13 protein-coding genes are annotated in these 16,350 nt (G+C 65.6%); 12 read left to right on the top strand and 1 reads right to left on the bottom strand.

All coding sequences use genetic code 11. The features are described from left to right. The first annotated feature begins 34 nt into the window (after positions 1-34). The 12 genes from JAB4_RS24665 to JAB4_RS24720 all read left to right on the top strand — a co-directional run bounded on the left by JAB4_RS24665 (position 35) and on the right by JAB4_RS24720 (position 15,491). A complete protein-coding gene (locus tag JAB4_RS24665) occupies positions 35-910 on the top strand; it encodes an aldo/keto reductase family oxidoreductase (protein WP_070224422.1) in 876 nt (291 codons plus the stop codon). Positions 911-931: 21 nt separating this feature from the next. Beyond that, a complete protein-coding gene (locus JAB4_RS24670; protein WP_070224423.1) occupies positions 932-1,393 on the top strand; it encodes a MarR family transcriptional regulator in 462 nt (153 codons plus the stop codon). A 175-nt stretch (positions 1,394-1,568) separates the two neighbouring features. Next, positions 1,569-2,537, top strand: a complete 969-nt coding sequence (locus JAB4_RS24675; RefSeq protein ID WP_070223533.1) for an IS1595 family transposase — start codon at positions 1,569-1,571, stop codon at positions 2,535-2,537. A gap of 264 nt (positions 2,538-2,801) precedes the next feature. Further along, complete coding sequence (locus JAB4_RS24680) at positions 2,802-3,290, top strand: DUF6702 family protein (RefSeq protein ID WP_070223486.1); 489 nt, start codon at positions 2,802-2,804, stop codon at positions 3,288-3,290. A 14-nt stretch (positions 3,291-3,304) separates the two neighbouring features. Next, entirely contained in the window at positions 3,305-5,341 is a 2,037-nt protein-coding gene (locus JAB4_RS24685; protein ID WP_070223488.1) for a TonB-dependent receptor, read from the top strand. Between the two features lie 103 nt (positions 5,342-5,444). Then, positions 5,445-6,179: a 2OG-Fe dioxygenase family protein gene (locus JAB4_RS24690; protein ID WP_070223489.1), complete on the top strand. Its 735-nt coding sequence runs from the start codon at positions 5,445-5,447 to the stop codon at positions 6,177-6,179. A 142-nt stretch (positions 6,180-6,321) separates the two neighbouring features. Beyond that, on the top strand, positions 6,322-7,683 hold the full coding sequence (locus tag JAB4_RS24695; RefSeq protein ID WP_070223490.1) for a response regulator: 1,362 nt from the start codon (positions 6,322-6,324) through the stop codon (positions 7,681-7,683). A gap of 262 nt (positions 7,684-7,945) precedes the next feature. Next, the gene (locus JAB4_RS24700; protein ID WP_070223491.1) at positions 7,946-8,668 is read left to right on the top strand and encodes a CerR family C-terminal domain-containing protein; all 723 of its coding nucleotides are present in this window, start codon (positions 7,946-7,948) and stop codon (positions 8,666-8,668) included. Beyond that, positions 8,665-10,080 (top strand): efflux transporter outer membrane subunit, encoded by a 1,416-nt coding sequence (locus JAB4_RS24705; RefSeq protein WP_227742027.1) that lies wholly within the window; start codon positions 8,665-8,667, stop codon positions 10,078-10,080. Before JAB4_RS24700 ends, JAB4_RS24705 begins: the two co-directional genes overlap by 4 nt. Positions 10,081-10,093: 13 nt before the next feature. Further along, positions 10,094-11,263 carry an efflux RND transporter periplasmic adaptor subunit gene (locus JAB4_RS24710; protein ID WP_070223492.1) on the top strand — a complete coding sequence of 390 codons (1,170 nt, stop codon included), beginning with the start codon at positions 10,094-10,096 and terminating at the stop codon, positions 11,261-11,263. Positions 11,264-11,271: 8 nt separating this feature from the next. Next, positions 11,272-14,388, top strand: coding sequence for an efflux RND transporter permease subunit (locus tag JAB4_RS24715; RefSeq protein WP_070223493.1), 3,117 nt, complete (start codon positions 11,272-11,274; stop codon positions 14,386-14,388). 131 nt (positions 14,389-14,519) lie between these two features. Beyond that, positions 14,520-15,491, top strand: coding sequence for a hypothetical protein (locus tag JAB4_RS24720; protein WP_070223494.1), 972 nt, complete (start codon positions 14,520-14,522; stop codon positions 15,489-15,491). Between the two features lie 30 nt (positions 15,492-15,521). On the opposite strand, the gene JAB4_RS24725 is transcribed toward JAB4_RS24720, so the two are convergent. After that, positions 15,522-16,262, bottom strand: coding sequence for a hypothetical protein (locus JAB4_RS24725; RefSeq protein ID WP_070223495.1), 741 nt, complete (start codon positions 16,260-16,262; stop codon positions 15,522-15,524). Positions 16,263-16,350: the final 88 nt, after the last annotated feature.

A 16,350-nucleotide genomic window follows, 5' to 3' on the forward strand; every position in this document is an offset into this window, starting at 1 on the left:
GGCTCCCGTCCCTTACCACTACACAGGAGCTCCCATGCACACGTATGACCCCGCCAGCGACCGATTCACGCCCGCCCATTGCGACATCGCATTCAACCGCCTCGGCTACGGCGCCATGCAACTGGCCGGCCCGCACGTCTGGGGCCCGCCGAAGGACCGCGCCGCCGCCGTTGCCGTGCTGCGCGACGCCATTGAACTGGGCATCAACCATATCGACACGTCGGACTTTTACGGCCCCCACGTCACCAACCAGATCATCCGCGAAGCGCTGCATCCATACCGCGACGGCTTGACCATCGTCACCAAGATCGGCTTCGTGCGCGGCGCCGACCAGTCCTGGCTGCCGGCCGCATCGCCGCAGCAACTGCGCGACGCCGTGCACGACAACCTGCGCAACCTGGGCCTGGACGTGCTCGATGTGGTCAACCTGCGCGCGCCGGGCATGGAAGGCGCCGACGGCTCGTCGCTTGCCGAGCCGCTGGCCGCCTTGGTGCAGCTGCAGCGGGAAGGCCTGGTGCGCCATATCGGCCTGTCCAATGTCGATGCCGGCCAGGTGGCCGAGGCCCAGCGCATCAGCCCCATCGTCTGCGTGCAGAACCACTACAATCTGGCACACCGCGCGGACGATGCGCTGATCGACACCCTGGCCGCGCAAGGCATCGCCTACGTGCCCTTCTTCCCCCTGGGCGGCTTTTCGCCGCTGCAGTCCGATACCTTGAACCAGGTGGCGGCCGCCCTGCAAGCCACGCCGATGCAGGTGGCGCTGGCCTGGCTGCTGCAGCGCGCGCCAAATATGCTGGTCATTCCCGGCACCTCGTCCATTGCGCATCTGCGCGAGAATGTCGCCGCCGGCGCGCTCAGGCTCGACGCGCAGGCTTTGGCGGCATTGGGGTCGCTTGCAACTAAGTAGCGCACTATATATACTGTGCCCATGGATACCACCACCGCCCCCAACCCCTTGCACCAGGTGCCGCGCCTGGACGGCCAGCTGTGCTTTGCGCTGTATTCGACCTCGCTTGCAATGAACAAGCTGTACCGCAAGCTCCTGCGCAAGCTCGGCCTGACCTATTCGCAGTACCTGGTGATGATGGTGTTGTGGGAGCGCGACGGCCTGACGGTGTCGGAAGTGGGCGAGCGCCTGTTCCTGGACTCGGCCACCCTGACGCCCTTGCTCAAGCGCATGGAGCAATCGGGTCTGCTGACGCGCACGCGCGCCGCCAGCGACGAGCGCCAGGTCATCATTTCCCTCACGCAGCAGGGCGACCAGCTGCGCCATCAAGCGGCCCTGCTGCCCGAAGCCATCCTGACGGCCAGCCACTGCAGCGTGGAACAGATTGTGGACATGAAACAACAACTGAACCAGTTGCGCGACAGCCTGATGAAAAGTGAGTAAAAGCGCTGCTTTCCCGAGCAAAATCAGATAAAGCATCCACCTGACGGCGCCCGGCAAAAGCCGGTCCATCATCCGCCTTTCTTTATGGCTCTGTCCCCGTTAAGTAGGGGAAGTTCAGGAATCTTCCTGTATCCCTGCTGTCTGACTGTGCATCGCGGACAAACGGGAGCCTTTCATGCAGATAGCTCAATGGAAAACCTTCATCGCCCAGTTCGCCGTACTGAACCGTCGCCAGCGCCTGGCGGGCATCGCTCTGCTGCGAGGAAGCGCACCGCAGGGCGCTGCCGCGGCACTGATCGAAAGCGTGGCCCGGCAGCGGTTGCACTGTCCTGCCTGCAATAGCAGTCATGCTCATCTGCATGGCCATGCGCACGGACTGCAGCGCTACCGTTGCGTGCCGTGCGGCCGCACCTTCAATGCACTCACCGGCACGCCGCTGGCGCGCTTGCGCCATAAATCACTGTGGCTCGACTACGCCGACTGCCTGCTCGAATCGGCTTCCGTGCGCAAGGCGGCAAGCCAGCTGGGCGTGCACCGCAACACCGCCTTTCGCTGGCGCCACCGGTTTTTAAGCCTGGCCAAGACGGACCGGCCCCATTGCCTGCATGGCATCGCCGAAGCGGACGAGCTGTATGTGCTGGAGTCGGAAAAGGGATCGCGGCATCTGACCCGTGCGGCGCGCCGCCGTGGCGGTCATGCCCGCCGGCGTGGCATTTCCAATGAGCAGGTCTGCATCCTGGTGGCGCGCGACCGTACGGGACAAACCCTCGATTTCGTCACCGGAAAAGGGGCGCTGACGAAGGCGCAGCTGCATGCTTGCCTGCCACCGGTGATCGACAAGGACATTTTGCTGATGACCGACGGCCACGCTGCCTATCGCGCCTTTGCCAAGGAAGCGGGGATCAGCCACCAGGCCGTCAATTTGCGTGCCGGCATCCGCGTGCAGGGCGCCGCGCATGTACAGAACGTCAATGCATATCACAGCCGCCTGCGGGCATGGCTACGCCCCTTTCACGGCGTGGCGACGCGCTACCTGCCGAATTACCTGGGCTGGCGCTGGATACTGGACGCCGGGCGCATCCGCTCCCCGGAAACATTATTGAAGGCAACACTGGGAGCATTCCCACATCTGATGGTGACATAGCCTTCTTTATTGCAAAGAGAAACAAGGACGGCCCCACCCTGCGTATAGAATAGTTGCCACTATTTCCTTACAACAACGTCAGGGTGACCATGCGCATACCTTTCTGCTCCCCCGAAGACCTACCGCACCGCCTCCTGCGCGCAAGGTCACGCCTTCGCGCGTGGAACTGTTCAAGAGCGAAAAATCACCCAAGGAGAAGCTGATGCGCGATTTTCATCCGCCGTTGAAAGACAAGAGCAATGGCTCGGCCAAGGGCGACGCGGCATGAAGCGCTGGCGTGCACTGACGGCCGTCACGCTGGCCTGCGCGAGCATGGCGGCAGGCGCCCATAACTTCCACATGGGCATCGCCGACATCAGCTATAACGCGGCCAGCGGCAGCACGGAAGTGGTGCACACCTACACGGGCCACGACGTCGAGGCGCTGCTGACGAATATGTACCAGCGCCGGTTCGACCTGGGCCAGGAAGACAGCGAAGCGGCGCTGCGCCGCTATGTCGAAAAACAGTTTTACCTCTTGGGGCCGGACGGCAGGCGATTGCGCCTGAACTGGGTCGGCATGAAGGTCGATGCCGACAACGTGGTGATCTTCCAGGAGATCGAACGCACGCGCCTGGCCCCCGCCACGCGCATTCATAACCAGTTGCTGATCGACTTCCTGCCCAGCCAGCGCAATACCCTCAACGTGCAGGACAGCGGCAGCATCCAGACGCTGATCTTCGACCGCCAGAACACGGAATGGCCGATCCGCTAATCCCCGGCATACCCATGACGCCACGCTCCCTTCCCCTCCTCCTCGCGGCCCTGTTTTCCACCACCGCCGCCCACGCCGACGACCTCTTCCAGCGCGTGCTGGTCGACGGTTCGCGCCTGAACCAGCTGGGCGTGGCCGATTCGGCCAACGCGGGCAGCGTCACGCAACAGCAGCTCGACGCGCGCACCAGCTACCGGCCCGGCGAATTGCTCGAAGCCGTGCCGGGGCTGATCGTCAGCCAGCATAGCGGCGAGGGCAAGGCCAACCAGTTCTACCTGCGCGGCTTCAACCTCGATCACGGCACGGACTTGCGCACCACGGTCGACGAGATGCCTGTCAACCAGCGCAGCCATGGCCACGGCCAGGGCTGGACGGACCTGAACTTTTTGATCCCCGAACTGGCCATGCGCCTCGATTACAAGAAGGGACCGTATGCGGCGGCGCAAGGCGATTTTTCCTCGGCGGGCGCGGCGTCCGTCGTCTACGCGAACCGCCTGACGCAAGGCATCGCCAGCGCCGGCATCGGGCAAAACGGCTTTCGCCGCGCCCTGCTGGCCGACTCCATCGATGCGGGCGACGGCAGCCTGCTGTACGCGCTCGAAGCGCAGCATAACGATGGCCCGTTCACGCAGCCGGACCGCTACCGCAAGCGCAATGGCGTGCTGCGCTACAGCGAAGGCTATGCCAACAACGGCTTCAACGTCACGGCCATGGCGTATGACGCCAGCTGGAACGCCACCGACCAGATTCCGCTGCGCGCCGTGCGCGACGGCAGCTTGGGCCGCTTCGACGTCGTCGATGCCAGCGACGGCGGCAAGGCGCAGCGCTACAGCCTGTCGGGCGCCTGGCACCAGACGACGGACGACGTGTCGTCCAGGGTCAGCGCGTACGTGATCGCCAACCGCCTGGCCCTGTTCTCGAACTTTACGTATGCGATGGACGATCCGCTCAACGGCGACCAGTTCGCCCAGCCCGACCGCCGCGTGACGGCCGGCCTCGACGCCAGCCACACCTGGCACCGCCACACGGACCGGGGCAGCAGCGACACCACCATCGGCCTGCAGCTACAGAACGACAATATCCACAATGGCCTGTACCACACGCGCCGGCGCCAGGTCCTGTCGACCACGCGGCAAGACCATCTCGTTGAAACGAGCATCGGCGTGTATGGCGAAAACAGCACGCGCTGGTCGCGATCGCTGCGCACCGTGGCCGGCCTGCGCGCGGATGCCTACCGCTTCGACGTGCGCAGCGACCGCGCCGTCAATTCGGGCACGGCCAGCGACCATTTGTTCAGCCCCAGCCTGAGCGTGATCGCGGGGCCGTGGCGCGACACGGAAGCGTATGTCAACATCGGCAACGGTTTTCACAGCAACGACGCGCGCGGCACGACCATCACGGTCGATCCGAAGACGGGCGAGGCGGCTGGCAAGGTCACGCCCCTGGTGCGCTCGCGCGGCCTGGAACTGGGCTTTCGCAGCGCCGCCATCGCCGGCCTGCAAACCTCGCTGTCGCTGTACCGCCTGGACTTCGATTCCGAGCTGCTGTTCATCGGCGACGCGGGCGCCACGCAGGCGGGCCGCCCCAGCCGCCGCTACGGCATCGAGTTTTCCAGCTACTACAAGGCGGCCCGCTGGCTGTCGCTGGACCTGGACCTCGCGTATGCGCGCGCACGCTCGCGCGGCAGCGACCCGGCGGGCGACTTCATTCCCGGCGCCATCGAAGGCGTGGCCCAGCTGGCCATGACGGTGACGCCGCCGGGACCGTGGTCGGGCTCCTTGCGCCTGCGCTACTTCGGTCCGCGCCCCCTGGTGGAAGACAACAGCGTACGCTCCGCCGCCAGCGTGGGCTTGAACGGACGCATCGCCTACCGGATCGACAAGACCCTGCACATGGAAGTGGAAGGCTACAACCTGGCCAACCGGCGCGACGCGGCCATCGATTACTACTATGCCTCGCGCCTGCCCGGCGAAGCGCAGCCCGTGGACGATATCCACTTCCATCCGGTGGAATCGCGCTCGCTGCGTCTGACCCTGGTAAAGAATTTTTAAGTAAACAAGAATAATTCCTGTTGCACTGCACAGGAAACGCCGCGAAGTCGTAGAATGCCAGGCTGGATAAACTGAGACAGGCCGCATTGCGGCCGGCACCGCCATGAGCACTTCCGCACCGATCTTTACCGCCCCGTCCCACGTCAAGGAAGCCTTGCGCGATGACGGCTATGCCGTCCTGCGCCCGCAGGACGTGGCCGCGCTGGCCGGCTGCCCGCTGGACGCGCTGCGCGCGCTGGAACCAAGCTGGGATACCCTGGCGCTGGACAACTACCTGAAGGATGGCGGCCGCTATCGGCGCCGGCGCCACTCGTGCTTCGTGCAGGATGGCGAGCGCCTGACTCAGACGGCGCACCGTCCGCACTGGCAGCCGGTGGAATACAACGCCCTGCACGGCGGCATGCACCGCCTGTTCGAACCGGTCGACCCGGCCATCGTCGCGCAAGCGGCCTGGCAGCAGCTGATTCGCGCACTGGGCGACGCCTGCTCGCAGGTCAAGGGCCGCCAGCCGTGGTTCATCGAGGCGCACCAGTTCCGCATCGATACGACCGACGGCATCGGCCGCCCCACGCCGGAAGGCGCGCACCGCGACGGCGTCGATTTCGTCGCCGTGCTGCTGATCGGGCGCGAACAGGTCAAGGGCGGCGAGACGCGCATCTTCGAAGCGGAGGGCCCCAACGGCAAGCGCTTTACCCTGACCGAGCCATGGTCGCTGCTGCTGCTCGACGACGCTGCCGTGATCCACGAATCGACGCCGATCCAGCCCATCGGCGAACACGGCCACCGCGACACCCTCGTGCTGACCTATCGCGCCGGCCAGTTCCAGGGCGAAAACTGACAGGCGGCCACAGCATTCCCTGTGGGCAAAATAGTTACTTGGAAGTTACTTTTACAGACCTAAATCCGATATAGTCATACGATGTCGATATTGCGCGCTCACCGCGCCCAGCATCACCACACTGAAATCCTAGGAGAGGTCTGTGGACTCCAACAACCAAATCAAGCCTGACGAAATCGAGATCCTGATCGTCGAGGACAGCCCGACCCAGGCGGAGCGCTTGCGCCGCCTGATCCAGTCGCTGCACTATAACGCGCGCGTGGCGGCGAATGGCCAGCTGGCCCTGGCCGCCATCCGCGAGCGCAAGCCGCACCTGGTGCTGTCCGATATCGTCATGCCTGAAATGAATGGCTACGACCTGTGCCGCGCCATCAAGTCCGACCCGACCCTGCGCGACATCCCCGTGATCCTCGTCACCTCGCTCAACGACCCGAAGGACATCATCCGCGGCATCGAGTGCGGCGCCGACAATTTCATCCGCAAGCCTTACGCGGAAGACTACCTGCTCAACCGCATCAGCCACATGCTGATGAACCAGAAGCTGCGCAAGAACCAGAATGTGGAAATCGGCATCGCCCTGTACCTGGGCGACCAGAAGCACTTCATCAATGCGGAGCGCCAGCAAATCCTCGATTTGCTCATTTCCACATATGAACAGGCGGTGCAGGTCAACGGCGAACTGCAGGCGCGCGAACGCCAGGTGATCGAGCTGAACATGCGCCTGGCGCACCATGCGGCCGAACTGGAAACCATCAACCGCGAAATCGCCCTGAAAAACCTGGAACTGGCCGAGGCGAGCCGCATGAAGTCCGCCTTCATCGCCAACATGTCGCATGAACTGCGCACGCCGCTCAACGCCATCATTGGATTCACGGGCGCGCTGCTGATGAAACTGCCCGGCCCCCTGACGTCGGACCAGGACAAGCAGCTCAACACCATCCGCGCCAGCGCGCGTCACCTGCTCTCGCTGATCAACGACATTCTCGACGTGGCCAAGATCGAGGCGGGCAAACTGACCCTGTCGATCGAACCCGTGCACTGCCAGGATCTGATGGCCGAAGTGGCCGACACCCTGCGCCCGCTGGCCCAGCAAAAGGGCCTGGCGCTGGAAATGGCGCTGGGCGAAGCGGGCCGGTCGCCCGCCATCATCGAGACGGACCGCCGCGCACTGACGCAAATCCTCATCAACCTGCTCAACAACGCCATCAAGTTCACGGAACAGGGCACGGTGCGCATCAGCCTGGCCCAGCGCGAGGAAGACGGCATGCTGGTGACGGAAATGAGCATCGCCGACAGCGGCGCCGGCATCAAGGAAGAAGACCAGGCCAAGCTGTTCCAGGCCTTCTCGCAACTCGATTCCACCTCCACGCGCCACGTGGAAGGCGCGGGACTGGGCCTGTACCTGTGCCAGAACCTGGCCAACGCCATCGGCGGCGCCTTGTTCTTCAACAGCGACTACGGCTCCGGCAGCACCTTCACGCTGGCACTGCGCAGCAAGGCCTGAGTTTCTGTGCGCCGCAGCATGAAATGCTGTTTTTCTGCCATAAACAAGAGATGAATACAGTAGTTCTACGGTATTGCACCGCACCATTTTCAGCGCTATAGTGGAACTGTCTCCTCCAATTCGTTCCCTGAACATTGGATTCAGCCCGCGCCAGTTCGCGGGCTTTTTTTTGCCCGCGTTTTACCGCATCTTCATCTTTCCTTAACTAAATCAAGCGATTTAGTTATATCAATCGTTTGAGATATATGATTAAATCTCCGACATGATTGAAAAAAACATTTCCCCAACACCAAGCGCCGACGACGGGCGCAAGCCCCGCTCCGATGGCGAGCAGTCGCGCGAGCGCCTGCTGCATAGCGCCATCCGCCTGTTTGCCGGGCAGGGCTACGCCAAGACGTCCACGCGCGAACTGGCGCAGGCGGCCGGCACCAACGCGGCGGCCATCCGCTATTATTTTGGCGACAAGGCGGGCCTGTACCGCGCCGCCTTCTCCCATCAACTATCGAATCCACAAGACAATATCGCCCTGTACGAGCAACCGCATTTCACCCTGCGCCAAAGTCTGGAAGGCTTTTATGCGCAATTGCTCGCCCCCATGCAGCAGGGAGAAATCGCGCGCGACTGCATGCGCCTGTGGTGCCGCGAGATGCTCGAACCGACGGGCCTGTGGGCGCGCGAGGTCGACCAGAACATCCGTGCCGAACACGAGGCGCTCACGCGCGTGCTGGCGCGCCACCTGGGCGCGCCCGCCAACAGCGACGACATGCACCGGCTGGCGTTTTCCATCGCCTCGCTGGCCCTGCAGCACATGGTGGGCGCCGACGTGCTGCACACCTTGCGCCCGCAACTGCTGGAATCGCCGCACGCGATCGACACCTGGCTGGCGCGCTTGACCGACTACGCGCTGGCCATGGCCGACGTGGAACGCCGGCGCCTGGCCACTCCCCCCTCTACCACTCAACGACAAGCAGAAGGACCAGCATGACGATTATTCGATGCACCGTTCAACGCGCCCTGGCCGCCGGCATCGTGCTGGCGCTGGGCGGTTGCGCCCTGCAAGGGCCGCCCGCCGCGGTGGCCGCCAGCGCACCCGCACAGTGGCAGGCGCCGCTGCCGCACAACGGCAAGCTGACGGACCTGGCCAGCTGGTGGCAGGGCCAGGGCGACAGCCTGCTGGTGGAATTGATCACCGAGGCGCAACAGGTCAGCCCCACCATCGCCGCCGCCGGCACGCGCATCGTGCAGGCGCGCGCGGACAGCATCGCCAGCGGCGCCGCGCTGGCGCCCAAGCTCGACGCGACGGGCAGCGTGGTGCGCACCAGCCAGCAATCGGCCCAGCCCAGCGGCACCACCTCGCAGGCGGCCTTGCAGGCGTCGTGGGAAATCGACGTGTTTGGGGCCAACCGCGCCACGCGCGACGCGGCGCAGGAGCGCTACGGCAGCGCGCGCGCGCTCTGGCATGAGGCCCGCGTCTCGGTGGCCGCCGAAGTGGCGAACCAGTACTACGCCTTGCGCACCTGCCAGCAGTTGCAGGCCGTGGCCGAACAGGATGCGGCCTCGCGCCGCGACTCGGCACGCCTGACGGAGCTGAGCGCCGGCGCCGGTTTCCAGCCGCCCGCCAACGCCGCCCTGGCCCGCGCCAGCGCCGCCGAAGGCGCCAGCCGCGCCATCGAACAGCGCGCCGCCTGCGACGTGAACATCAAGGCGCTGGTCGCCCTGTCGGCCATGCCGGAAGCGTCGCTGCGCCAGAAGCTGGCGGCCAGCCCTGCCATCCTGCCCTCGCCCGTGGCGATAGCGGAACTGCCGGCGCAAACCCTGGCCCAGCGTCCCGACATCTACAGCGCCGAACGCGAAGTGGCGGCCGCCAGCTTCGAAGTGCGCGGCGCGCAGGCGCAGCGCTATCCCCGCCTGAGCCTGGCAGGCTCGATCGGCAAGGGCAATATCCGCGCCGGCGGCACCAGCATCACGGCCAGCACCTGGAGCATCGGCCCGCTGGCCGTCAGCCTGCCCATCTTCGACGGCGGCACCCGCCGCGCCCAGGTCGACGCGGCCACGGCGCGCTACGACGAAGCCGTGGTGAAATACCGCGCCGGCGTGCGCCAGGCCGTGCGCGAAGTGGAAGAAGCATTGGTCAACCTGGCCAGCACGGACGCGCGCAGCGAGCATGCCAAAACCGCGCTGGAAGGCTACCGCGTGTCGTTCGTCGCCACCGAAGACCGCTACAGGAACGGCCTGGCCAGCCTGATCGAACTGGAAGACGCCCGCCGCACGCGCCTGGCCGCCGAAAACACGGTGGTCAACCTCGAGCGCGAACGCAGCGCCGCCTGGGTGGCGCTGTACCGCGCCGCCGGCGGCGGCTGGAACGGCAGCAGCGCCATCGCCAACAACGCACCTTGACGGATACGACAACATGAAAAAACTGATTTTGACACCCACGGCATTCGCCCTGGCCGCCCTTTGCGTAATGCTGGGCGCGGGCGTGGCCCTGTACCCATCTGCTTCCACGGCAGCCGACGAGGCGAAGGACAAGAAGGCGGCGCAAAAACCCGCGCTGACCGTCACCACGGCCAAGCCGCAGACGGCCAGCCTGCCCATCAAGCTGAGCGCCAACGGCAACGTCGCCGCCTGGCAGGAAGCCGTCATCGGCAGCGAGTCGAACGGCTTGCGCCTCACCGACGTGCGCGTGAATGTCGGCGACGTCGTGCGCGCCGGCCAGGTGCTGGCCGTGTTCTCGAACGACACGGTGAACGCCGACGTGGCGCAGGCCAGGGCCGCCGTGCTGGAAGCGGAAGCGAATGCGGCCGAGGCGGCAGCCAACGCACAGCGCGCCCGCTCGCTGCAAAGCACGGGCGCCATCAGCGCGCAGCAGATCAGCCAGTACCTGACGGCAGAACAGACGGCCAACGCGCGCATCGCGTCCGCCAGGGCGCAGCTGGCGTCGCAGCAGCTGCGCCTGAAATACACGCAGGTGGTGGCGCCCGACAGCGGCATCATTTCCTCGCGCTCGGCCACCGTGGGCTCGGTGGTGGGCGCCGGCACGGAATTGTTCCGCATGATCCGCCAGGGCCGCCTCGAATGGCGCGCCGAAGTGACGGCCACCGAGCTGCTCAATTTGAAACCAGGGACGCTGGCGCAAGTGAAGGCGGCCAATGGCAGCGTATTGACGGGCAAGGTGCGCATGATCGCCCCCACGGTCGACCCGCAGACGCGTTCCGCCCTCGTCTACGTGGACCTGCCGGCCAGCACGGGCAACAATGCGCCGTTCAAGGCCGGCATGTACGCCAGCGGCGAATTTGAACTGGGCACCTCGGGCGCGCTGACGGTGCCGCAGCAGGCGATTGCCGTGCGCGATGGTTTCAGCTATGTCTTCCGCCTCAATCCCGACCAGCGGGTCAGCCAGATCAAGGTGCAGGCCGGACGGCGCCTGAGCGACCGCATCGAGATTTTAGGCGGCATCACGGCCGACACGACCATCGTCGTCAGCGGCGCCGGCTTCCTCAATGACGGCGACCTGGTACGCAATGTCGCCACCCCGGTAGCGGCATCAACAGCAGCCAAGCCTGCCGCAGCGAAAAAGTAAGGCAAGCCATGAATTTTTCCTCCCTCTCGATCAAGAATCCGATCCCGGCCATCATGCTGTTCGCGCTGCTGACTTTGGCAGGCCTGCTGGCCTACAAGGCCAATCCGGTGCAGGATTTCCCCGACATCGAACTGCCCATCGTCACCGTCAGCGCGGTGCTGCCCGGCGCCGCGCCGGCCCAGCTGGAAACGGAAGTGGCGCGCAAGATCGAAGACTCCGTCGCCACCCTGCAAGGCGTGAAAAACATCTACACCAAGGTGCTCGATGGCGTCGTCACGGTGACCGTCGAATTCATCCTGGAAAAGCAGATCGCCGAAGCCGTCAACGACGTGCGCGACGCCGTCGCGCGGGTCAAGGCGGACATGCCGGCCGAGCTGCGCGATCCCACCGTCACCAAGGCGTCCACGGCCGGGCGCGTGGTGCTGACCTTTATCGCCACGGCAAAACCCGGCGTGGACAACCCGCTCGACTATCCCGACCTGTCGTGGTTCGTCGACAACACGGTCGCCAAGCGCCTCCTGACCGTGCCCGGCGTGGGCGCCGTCACCCGCGTGGGCGGCGTCTACCGCGAGATCCAGGTGGAACTCGACGAGGCGCGCATGGCGGCATTGAAGGTCTCGGCCCTCGACGTCTCGCGCCAGCTGCGCCTGGTGCAGCGCGAAGCACCGGGCGGCCGGGGCGACGTCAGCGGCGCCGAGCAATCGGTGCGCACCATCGCCACCGTGAAAACGGCCGATGAACTGTCGCGCGTGGAAGTGCCGCTGCCGGACGGCCGCCATGTGCGCCTGGACCAGGTGGCCACCGTGCGCGACACCATCGCCGAACCGCGCGCGCTGGCCGAGCAGGATGGCAAGACCGTGGTCGCCTTCGAGGTATTCCGCACCAAGGGTGCCAGCGAAGTGGCCGTCGCCAAGGGCGCGCGCGACGCCATCGCCGACCTGCAAAAGGAAAACCCGAATGTGGTGCTGCAGCAGTCGATCGACAATGCCTTCCCCGTCGAGGAAAACTTCGACGGTTCGATGGAACTGCTGTACGAAGGCGCGCTGCTGGCCGTGCTGGTGGTGTGGTGGTTCCTGCGCGACTGGCGCGCCACCCTGGTGGCCGCCGCCGCCCTGCCCCTGTCCGTGATGCCGGCCTTCCTCGGCATCTACTGGTTCGGCTACACGCTCAATACCGTCACGCTGCTGTCGCTGGCGCTGGTCGTCGGCGTGCTGGTCGACGATGCCATCGTGGAAATCGAAAACATCGAGCGCCATCTGCGCATGGGCAAGTCGCCCATGGAAGCGGCCATGGAAGCGGCCGACGAAATCGGCATGGCGGTGATCGCCACCACCTTCGCGCTGGTGGCCGTGTTCCTGCCGACGGCCTTCATGAGCGGCATTCCCGGCCTGTTCTTCAAGCAGTTCGGCTGGACGGCCGTGCTGGCCGTGCTGGCCTCGCTGGTGGTGGCGCGGCTGCTCACGCCGATGATGGCGGCCTACATATTGAAACCGCTGCCGCACAAGGAGGAACAGGACGGCTGGCTGATGACGCGCTATCTGCGCGTGATGCGCTGGTGCCTGAACCACCGCGGCATCACGGCCATCGCCGCGGCCCTGTTCTTTGTCGGCGCCATCGCGCTCGTGCCGCTGCTGCCGACCGGTTTCGTGCCGGCTGCCGACCGTGCGCAGACGCAGATCAACCTGGAACTGCCGCCCGGCTCCACCCTGGCGGAAACGCAGGCCGTGGCAGCGCTGGCGCGCGACGCGGCCATGCGCACACAAGGCATCCAGGGCGTCTTCAGTTCGATCGGCGGGGGTTCCAGCGGCGACGCCTTCGCCCCCGGCGCGGCGGCCGAGGCGCGCCGCGCCGTGCTGACCCTGACCACCGTGCACCGCACGGAGCGCAAGGAATCGATGGCGGACCTGGAAACGCAGCTGCGCCACAAGCTCGATACGATCCCCGGCGCCCGCTTCACGGTGGGGCCGCCCGACACGGGCGTCAAGATGCAGCTGGTGCTGCGCTCGGAAGACCCGGTGGCGCTGATGGCCGCGGCGCAAAAGGTCGAGCGTGAACTGCGCGGCCTGAAAGGCATCGGCAACGTCAATTCCAGCGCCTCGCTGGTGCGTCCGGAAATCATCGTGCGCCCCGATTTCGCCAAGGCGGCCGACCTGGGCGTGACGGCGGCAGCCATCGGCGAGACCGTGCGCGTGGCCACGGCCGGCGACTACGACACGGACCTGACAAAAATGAACCTGCCCGAGCGGCAGGTGCCGATCCGCGTCAAGCTGCCCAACAGCGTGCGCGCCGACCTGGCCGCCATCGAGCGCCTGACCGTGCCCGGCAAGAATGGCCCCGTGCGCCTGGCGAACGTGGCCACGGTGACGATGGAAAGCGGCCCGGCGCAGATCGACCGGTTGAACCGCAGCCGCAACGTCACCCTCGACGTGGAACTCGGTTCGCGCACGCTCGGCGAACTGAATGAAGAAGCGCGCGCGCTGCCGTCGATGAAGAATCTGCCGCCGTCCGTGAAGATCGCCGAACTGGGCGACGCGCAGGAAATGGCCTCGCTGTTCGCCAGCTTCGGCCTGGCCATGCTGATCGGCGTGCTGTGCATCTACTGCGTGCTGGTGCTGCTGTTCAAGGACTTCATGCAGCCGGTGACCATCCTGGCGGCGCTGCCGCTGTCGATCGGCGGCGCCTTCGTGGCGCTGCTGATCACGGGCAGCGCCCTGTCGATGCCGTCGATGATCGGCCTGATCATGCTGATGGGGATCGTCACAAAGAACTCCATCCTGCTGGTCGACTATGCGATCCTGGCGCGCCAGGCCGGCATGAACCGCTTCGACGCGCTGGTCGACGCCTGCCACAAGCGCAGCCGGCCCATCCTGATGACGACGATCGCCATGGGCGCCGGCATGATGCCGCTGGCGCTGGGCTGGGGCGCCGACCCCAGCTTCCGTTCGCCGATGGCCATTACCGTCATCGGCGGCCTGATCACCTCGACCTTATTGAGCCTGCTGGTGGTGCCGGCCGTGTTCACCTACATCGACGACCTGGAGCACCTGCTCAAGCGCGGCATGGCGAAACTGCGCAGCCAGAAGGCGCCGCTGCGGCGCGATGACAGGGTGGCGCTGGAAAAATAAGCGCCAAGGCTGATTGCAAAAACGCCCCCTGCGGGCAAGGAAGCGAGGGACGGGCCGCCAGGCCGCGCTCCCTCGCTTTCATCTATCTGGCATACTGCGCCCATTCTCCATGACCGCAATCTGCCCTGCCTATGAATTACCGCACCCCGCTCGTCCTGCTGATGGTCTCCGCACTGCTCGGCGCCTGCTCGGACAAGACCACCCCCGCCAACGCCGGCCTGGCAGCCGACGTGGCAGCCGCCGTCCCCGCCGCCGCCGATGCAACGGCATCGGTCGAACACGTGCCGCCGCCGTCCGCCACCGCGCCCAGGACGGAAGCGATGAACACGCCGCAGGCGCGCGAGCGCGAAGCGACCATGATGCGCGCCGTCTTCGGCAAGGCCTACCGCGACGACAGCGACGATGCGCTGGCCGACCTGCCCGATCCGGACAATCACGTCGACAAGCTCAGTTACGTGGTCAGCGCCGTCAGCCACAAGCTGCTGCCCGATGGCAGCGCCATCCTGGTGGCGAATGCGGAAACGGCCAACACGGAAGGCACGGCCGAATCGGCGCATGCCTCGCCGGGGCTGCTGAATGTCTTTTTCCTGGCGCCCAAGGGCACGCCGGAAGACGGCCAGTGGCAAGTCGTGAAACGCCTGGAAAACATCGCCGCCCTGGGCTCGTCGGGGCAGCTCGGCGAAGTCCACTGGGTCATGCTGGGCGCGAACAAGCCGGGACTGGCGATCCGCTACGGTTATACGGGCCAGGGCTACACCATCACGCAACTGGCCCTGTTTGAAATCGGCGACGGCAAGGTCACCTCACTCGATGGCGCCATCGATCTGTACTCGGACAATATGGGCGCCTGCGGTCCTGAAACGGACGAGTGCTGGATGGTCAAGGGGAACTGGCGCTTCGCGCCAGCGCGCAATGGCGGCGCCTACGATGACTTGCTGATCGATTTCAAGGGCGCCTCCGAAAAGATCAAGCCGGGCGTCAAGGTCAAGCCGGACGAAGACCCGCCGCGCATCGCCACGCCACTGAACGGCCACGCGCGCTATGGCTTCGATGGCAAGGGATACAAACTGCTTGAAGGGAAGAATCCAGTGCCAGGCGTGTAAGCGTATCCGCGCCAGGCACCGGCAAACCGGCTAGCGGCGCGCGGCCTCCAGGCGCGCCAGCAGCGGCGCATACATCGCCCGCGTATGGCTGCTCCAGCGGGCCATGGCGCTGTCGATATCGAGCAGCAGGCGCTCCGACAGCACCTTGTTGCCCTGCTGCAGCGCCCAGATCGCGCACTCGGCGCGGCACTCGAAGCTGTTGTAGCGCGTCAGCGCATCGTCGAATTCCGCCTTCGCTTCTTGCTGTCGCCCGCTTTGCGCCAGCGCGCGCGCCGTCAGCAGGGACACCATCTCGGGACGGAAATGGATATCCGTGCGGCGGATGAATTCCAGGTGCGTCAGCGCTTCGGCGCCGCGCGCGCATTCCAGATAGGCGCGCGCCGCGCCCAGGCGAATTTCCAGGTCCGATGAAAACGCGCCCCGCAGGCAGGCTTCGTACGTCGCTGCCGCTTCCTGCGCATCGCCCGCCTCCAGCTGCGCACTGGCCAGGCGCATCTGGTTTTGCGCCGTCGGCGTGTACTCGAAAGCCGCTTTCGCCTCGCGCAATTCGCGGTTCGGATCGAGCACCTGCACGGCCACCGAAGCGACCTTGCGCGCGCCTTGCGGCAGGCGCGAATTGGGCAGGTAGATGGCGAAAAAATACACCACGCTGCCCAGCAGCGGGAACATGAATAAAATAAGCAGCCAGTACAGCTGCTGCCCGTTGCGCACCACGTGGATCGCAAAAAATACCGCGATCAGGATGTGGATGCCTATGCCAAAAATCGTCATGCTGCGACCTCGTTCGTTCGTGACGGGAGCAGCTGGCACGGCGCCGCCGCTTTCCCTGCTCAGAATATTACACTGGCCGCACCGTGCA

Source organism: Janthinobacterium sp. HH102 (genome assembly GCF_001758625.2).
GTDB lineage: Bacteria > Pseudomonadota > Gammaproteobacteria > Burkholderiales > Burkholderiaceae_D > Janthinobacterium.

What these genes read in the sequence shown, in the direction of transcription:
- JAB4_RS24665 (WP_070224422.1), top strand. Translation starts at nt 35, where the DNA reads ATGCACACGTATGACCCCGCCAGCGACCGATTCACGCCCGCCCATTGC.
- JAB4_RS24670 (WP_070224423.1), top strand. Translation starts at nt 932, where the DNA reads ATGGATACCACCACCGCCCCCAACCCCTTGCACCAGGTGCCGCGCCTG.
- JAB4_RS24675 (WP_070223533.1), top strand. Translation starts at nt 1,569, where the DNA reads ATGCAGATAGCTCAATGGAAAACCTTCATCGCCCAGTTCGCCGTACTG.
- JAB4_RS24680 (WP_070223486.1), top strand. Translation starts at nt 2,802, where the DNA reads ATGAAGCGCTGGCGTGCACTGACGGCCGTCACGCTGGCCTGCGCGAGC.
- JAB4_RS24685 (WP_070223488.1), top strand. Translation starts at nt 3,305, where the DNA reads ATGACGCCACGCTCCCTTCCCCTCCTCCTCGCGGCCCTGTTTTCCACC.
- JAB4_RS24690 (WP_070223489.1), top strand. Translation starts at nt 5,445, where the DNA reads ATGAGCACTTCCGCACCGATCTTTACCGCCCCGTCCCACGTCAAGGAA.
- JAB4_RS24700 (WP_070223491.1), top strand. Translation starts at nt 7,946, where the DNA reads ATGATTGAAAAAAACATTTCCCCAACACCAAGCGCCGACGACGGGCGC.
- JAB4_RS24705 (WP_227742027.1), top strand. Translation starts at nt 8,665, where the DNA reads ATGACGATTATTCGATGCACCGTTCAACGCGCCCTGGCCGCCGGCATC.
- JAB4_RS24710 (WP_070223492.1), top strand. Translation starts at nt 10,094, where the DNA reads ATGAAAAAACTGATTTTGACACCCACGGCATTCGCCCTGGCCGCCCTT.
- JAB4_RS24715 (WP_070223493.1), top strand. Translation starts at nt 11,272, where the DNA reads ATGAATTTTTCCTCCCTCTCGATCAAGAATCCGATCCCGGCCATCATG.
- JAB4_RS24720 (WP_070223494.1), top strand. Translation starts at nt 14,520, where the DNA reads ATGAATTACCGCACCCCGCTCGTCCTGCTGATGGTCTCCGCACTGCTC.
- JAB4_RS24725 (WP_070223495.1), bottom strand. Translation starts at nt 16,262, where the DNA reads ATGACGATTTTTGGCATAGGCATCCACATCCTGATCGCGGTATTTTTT.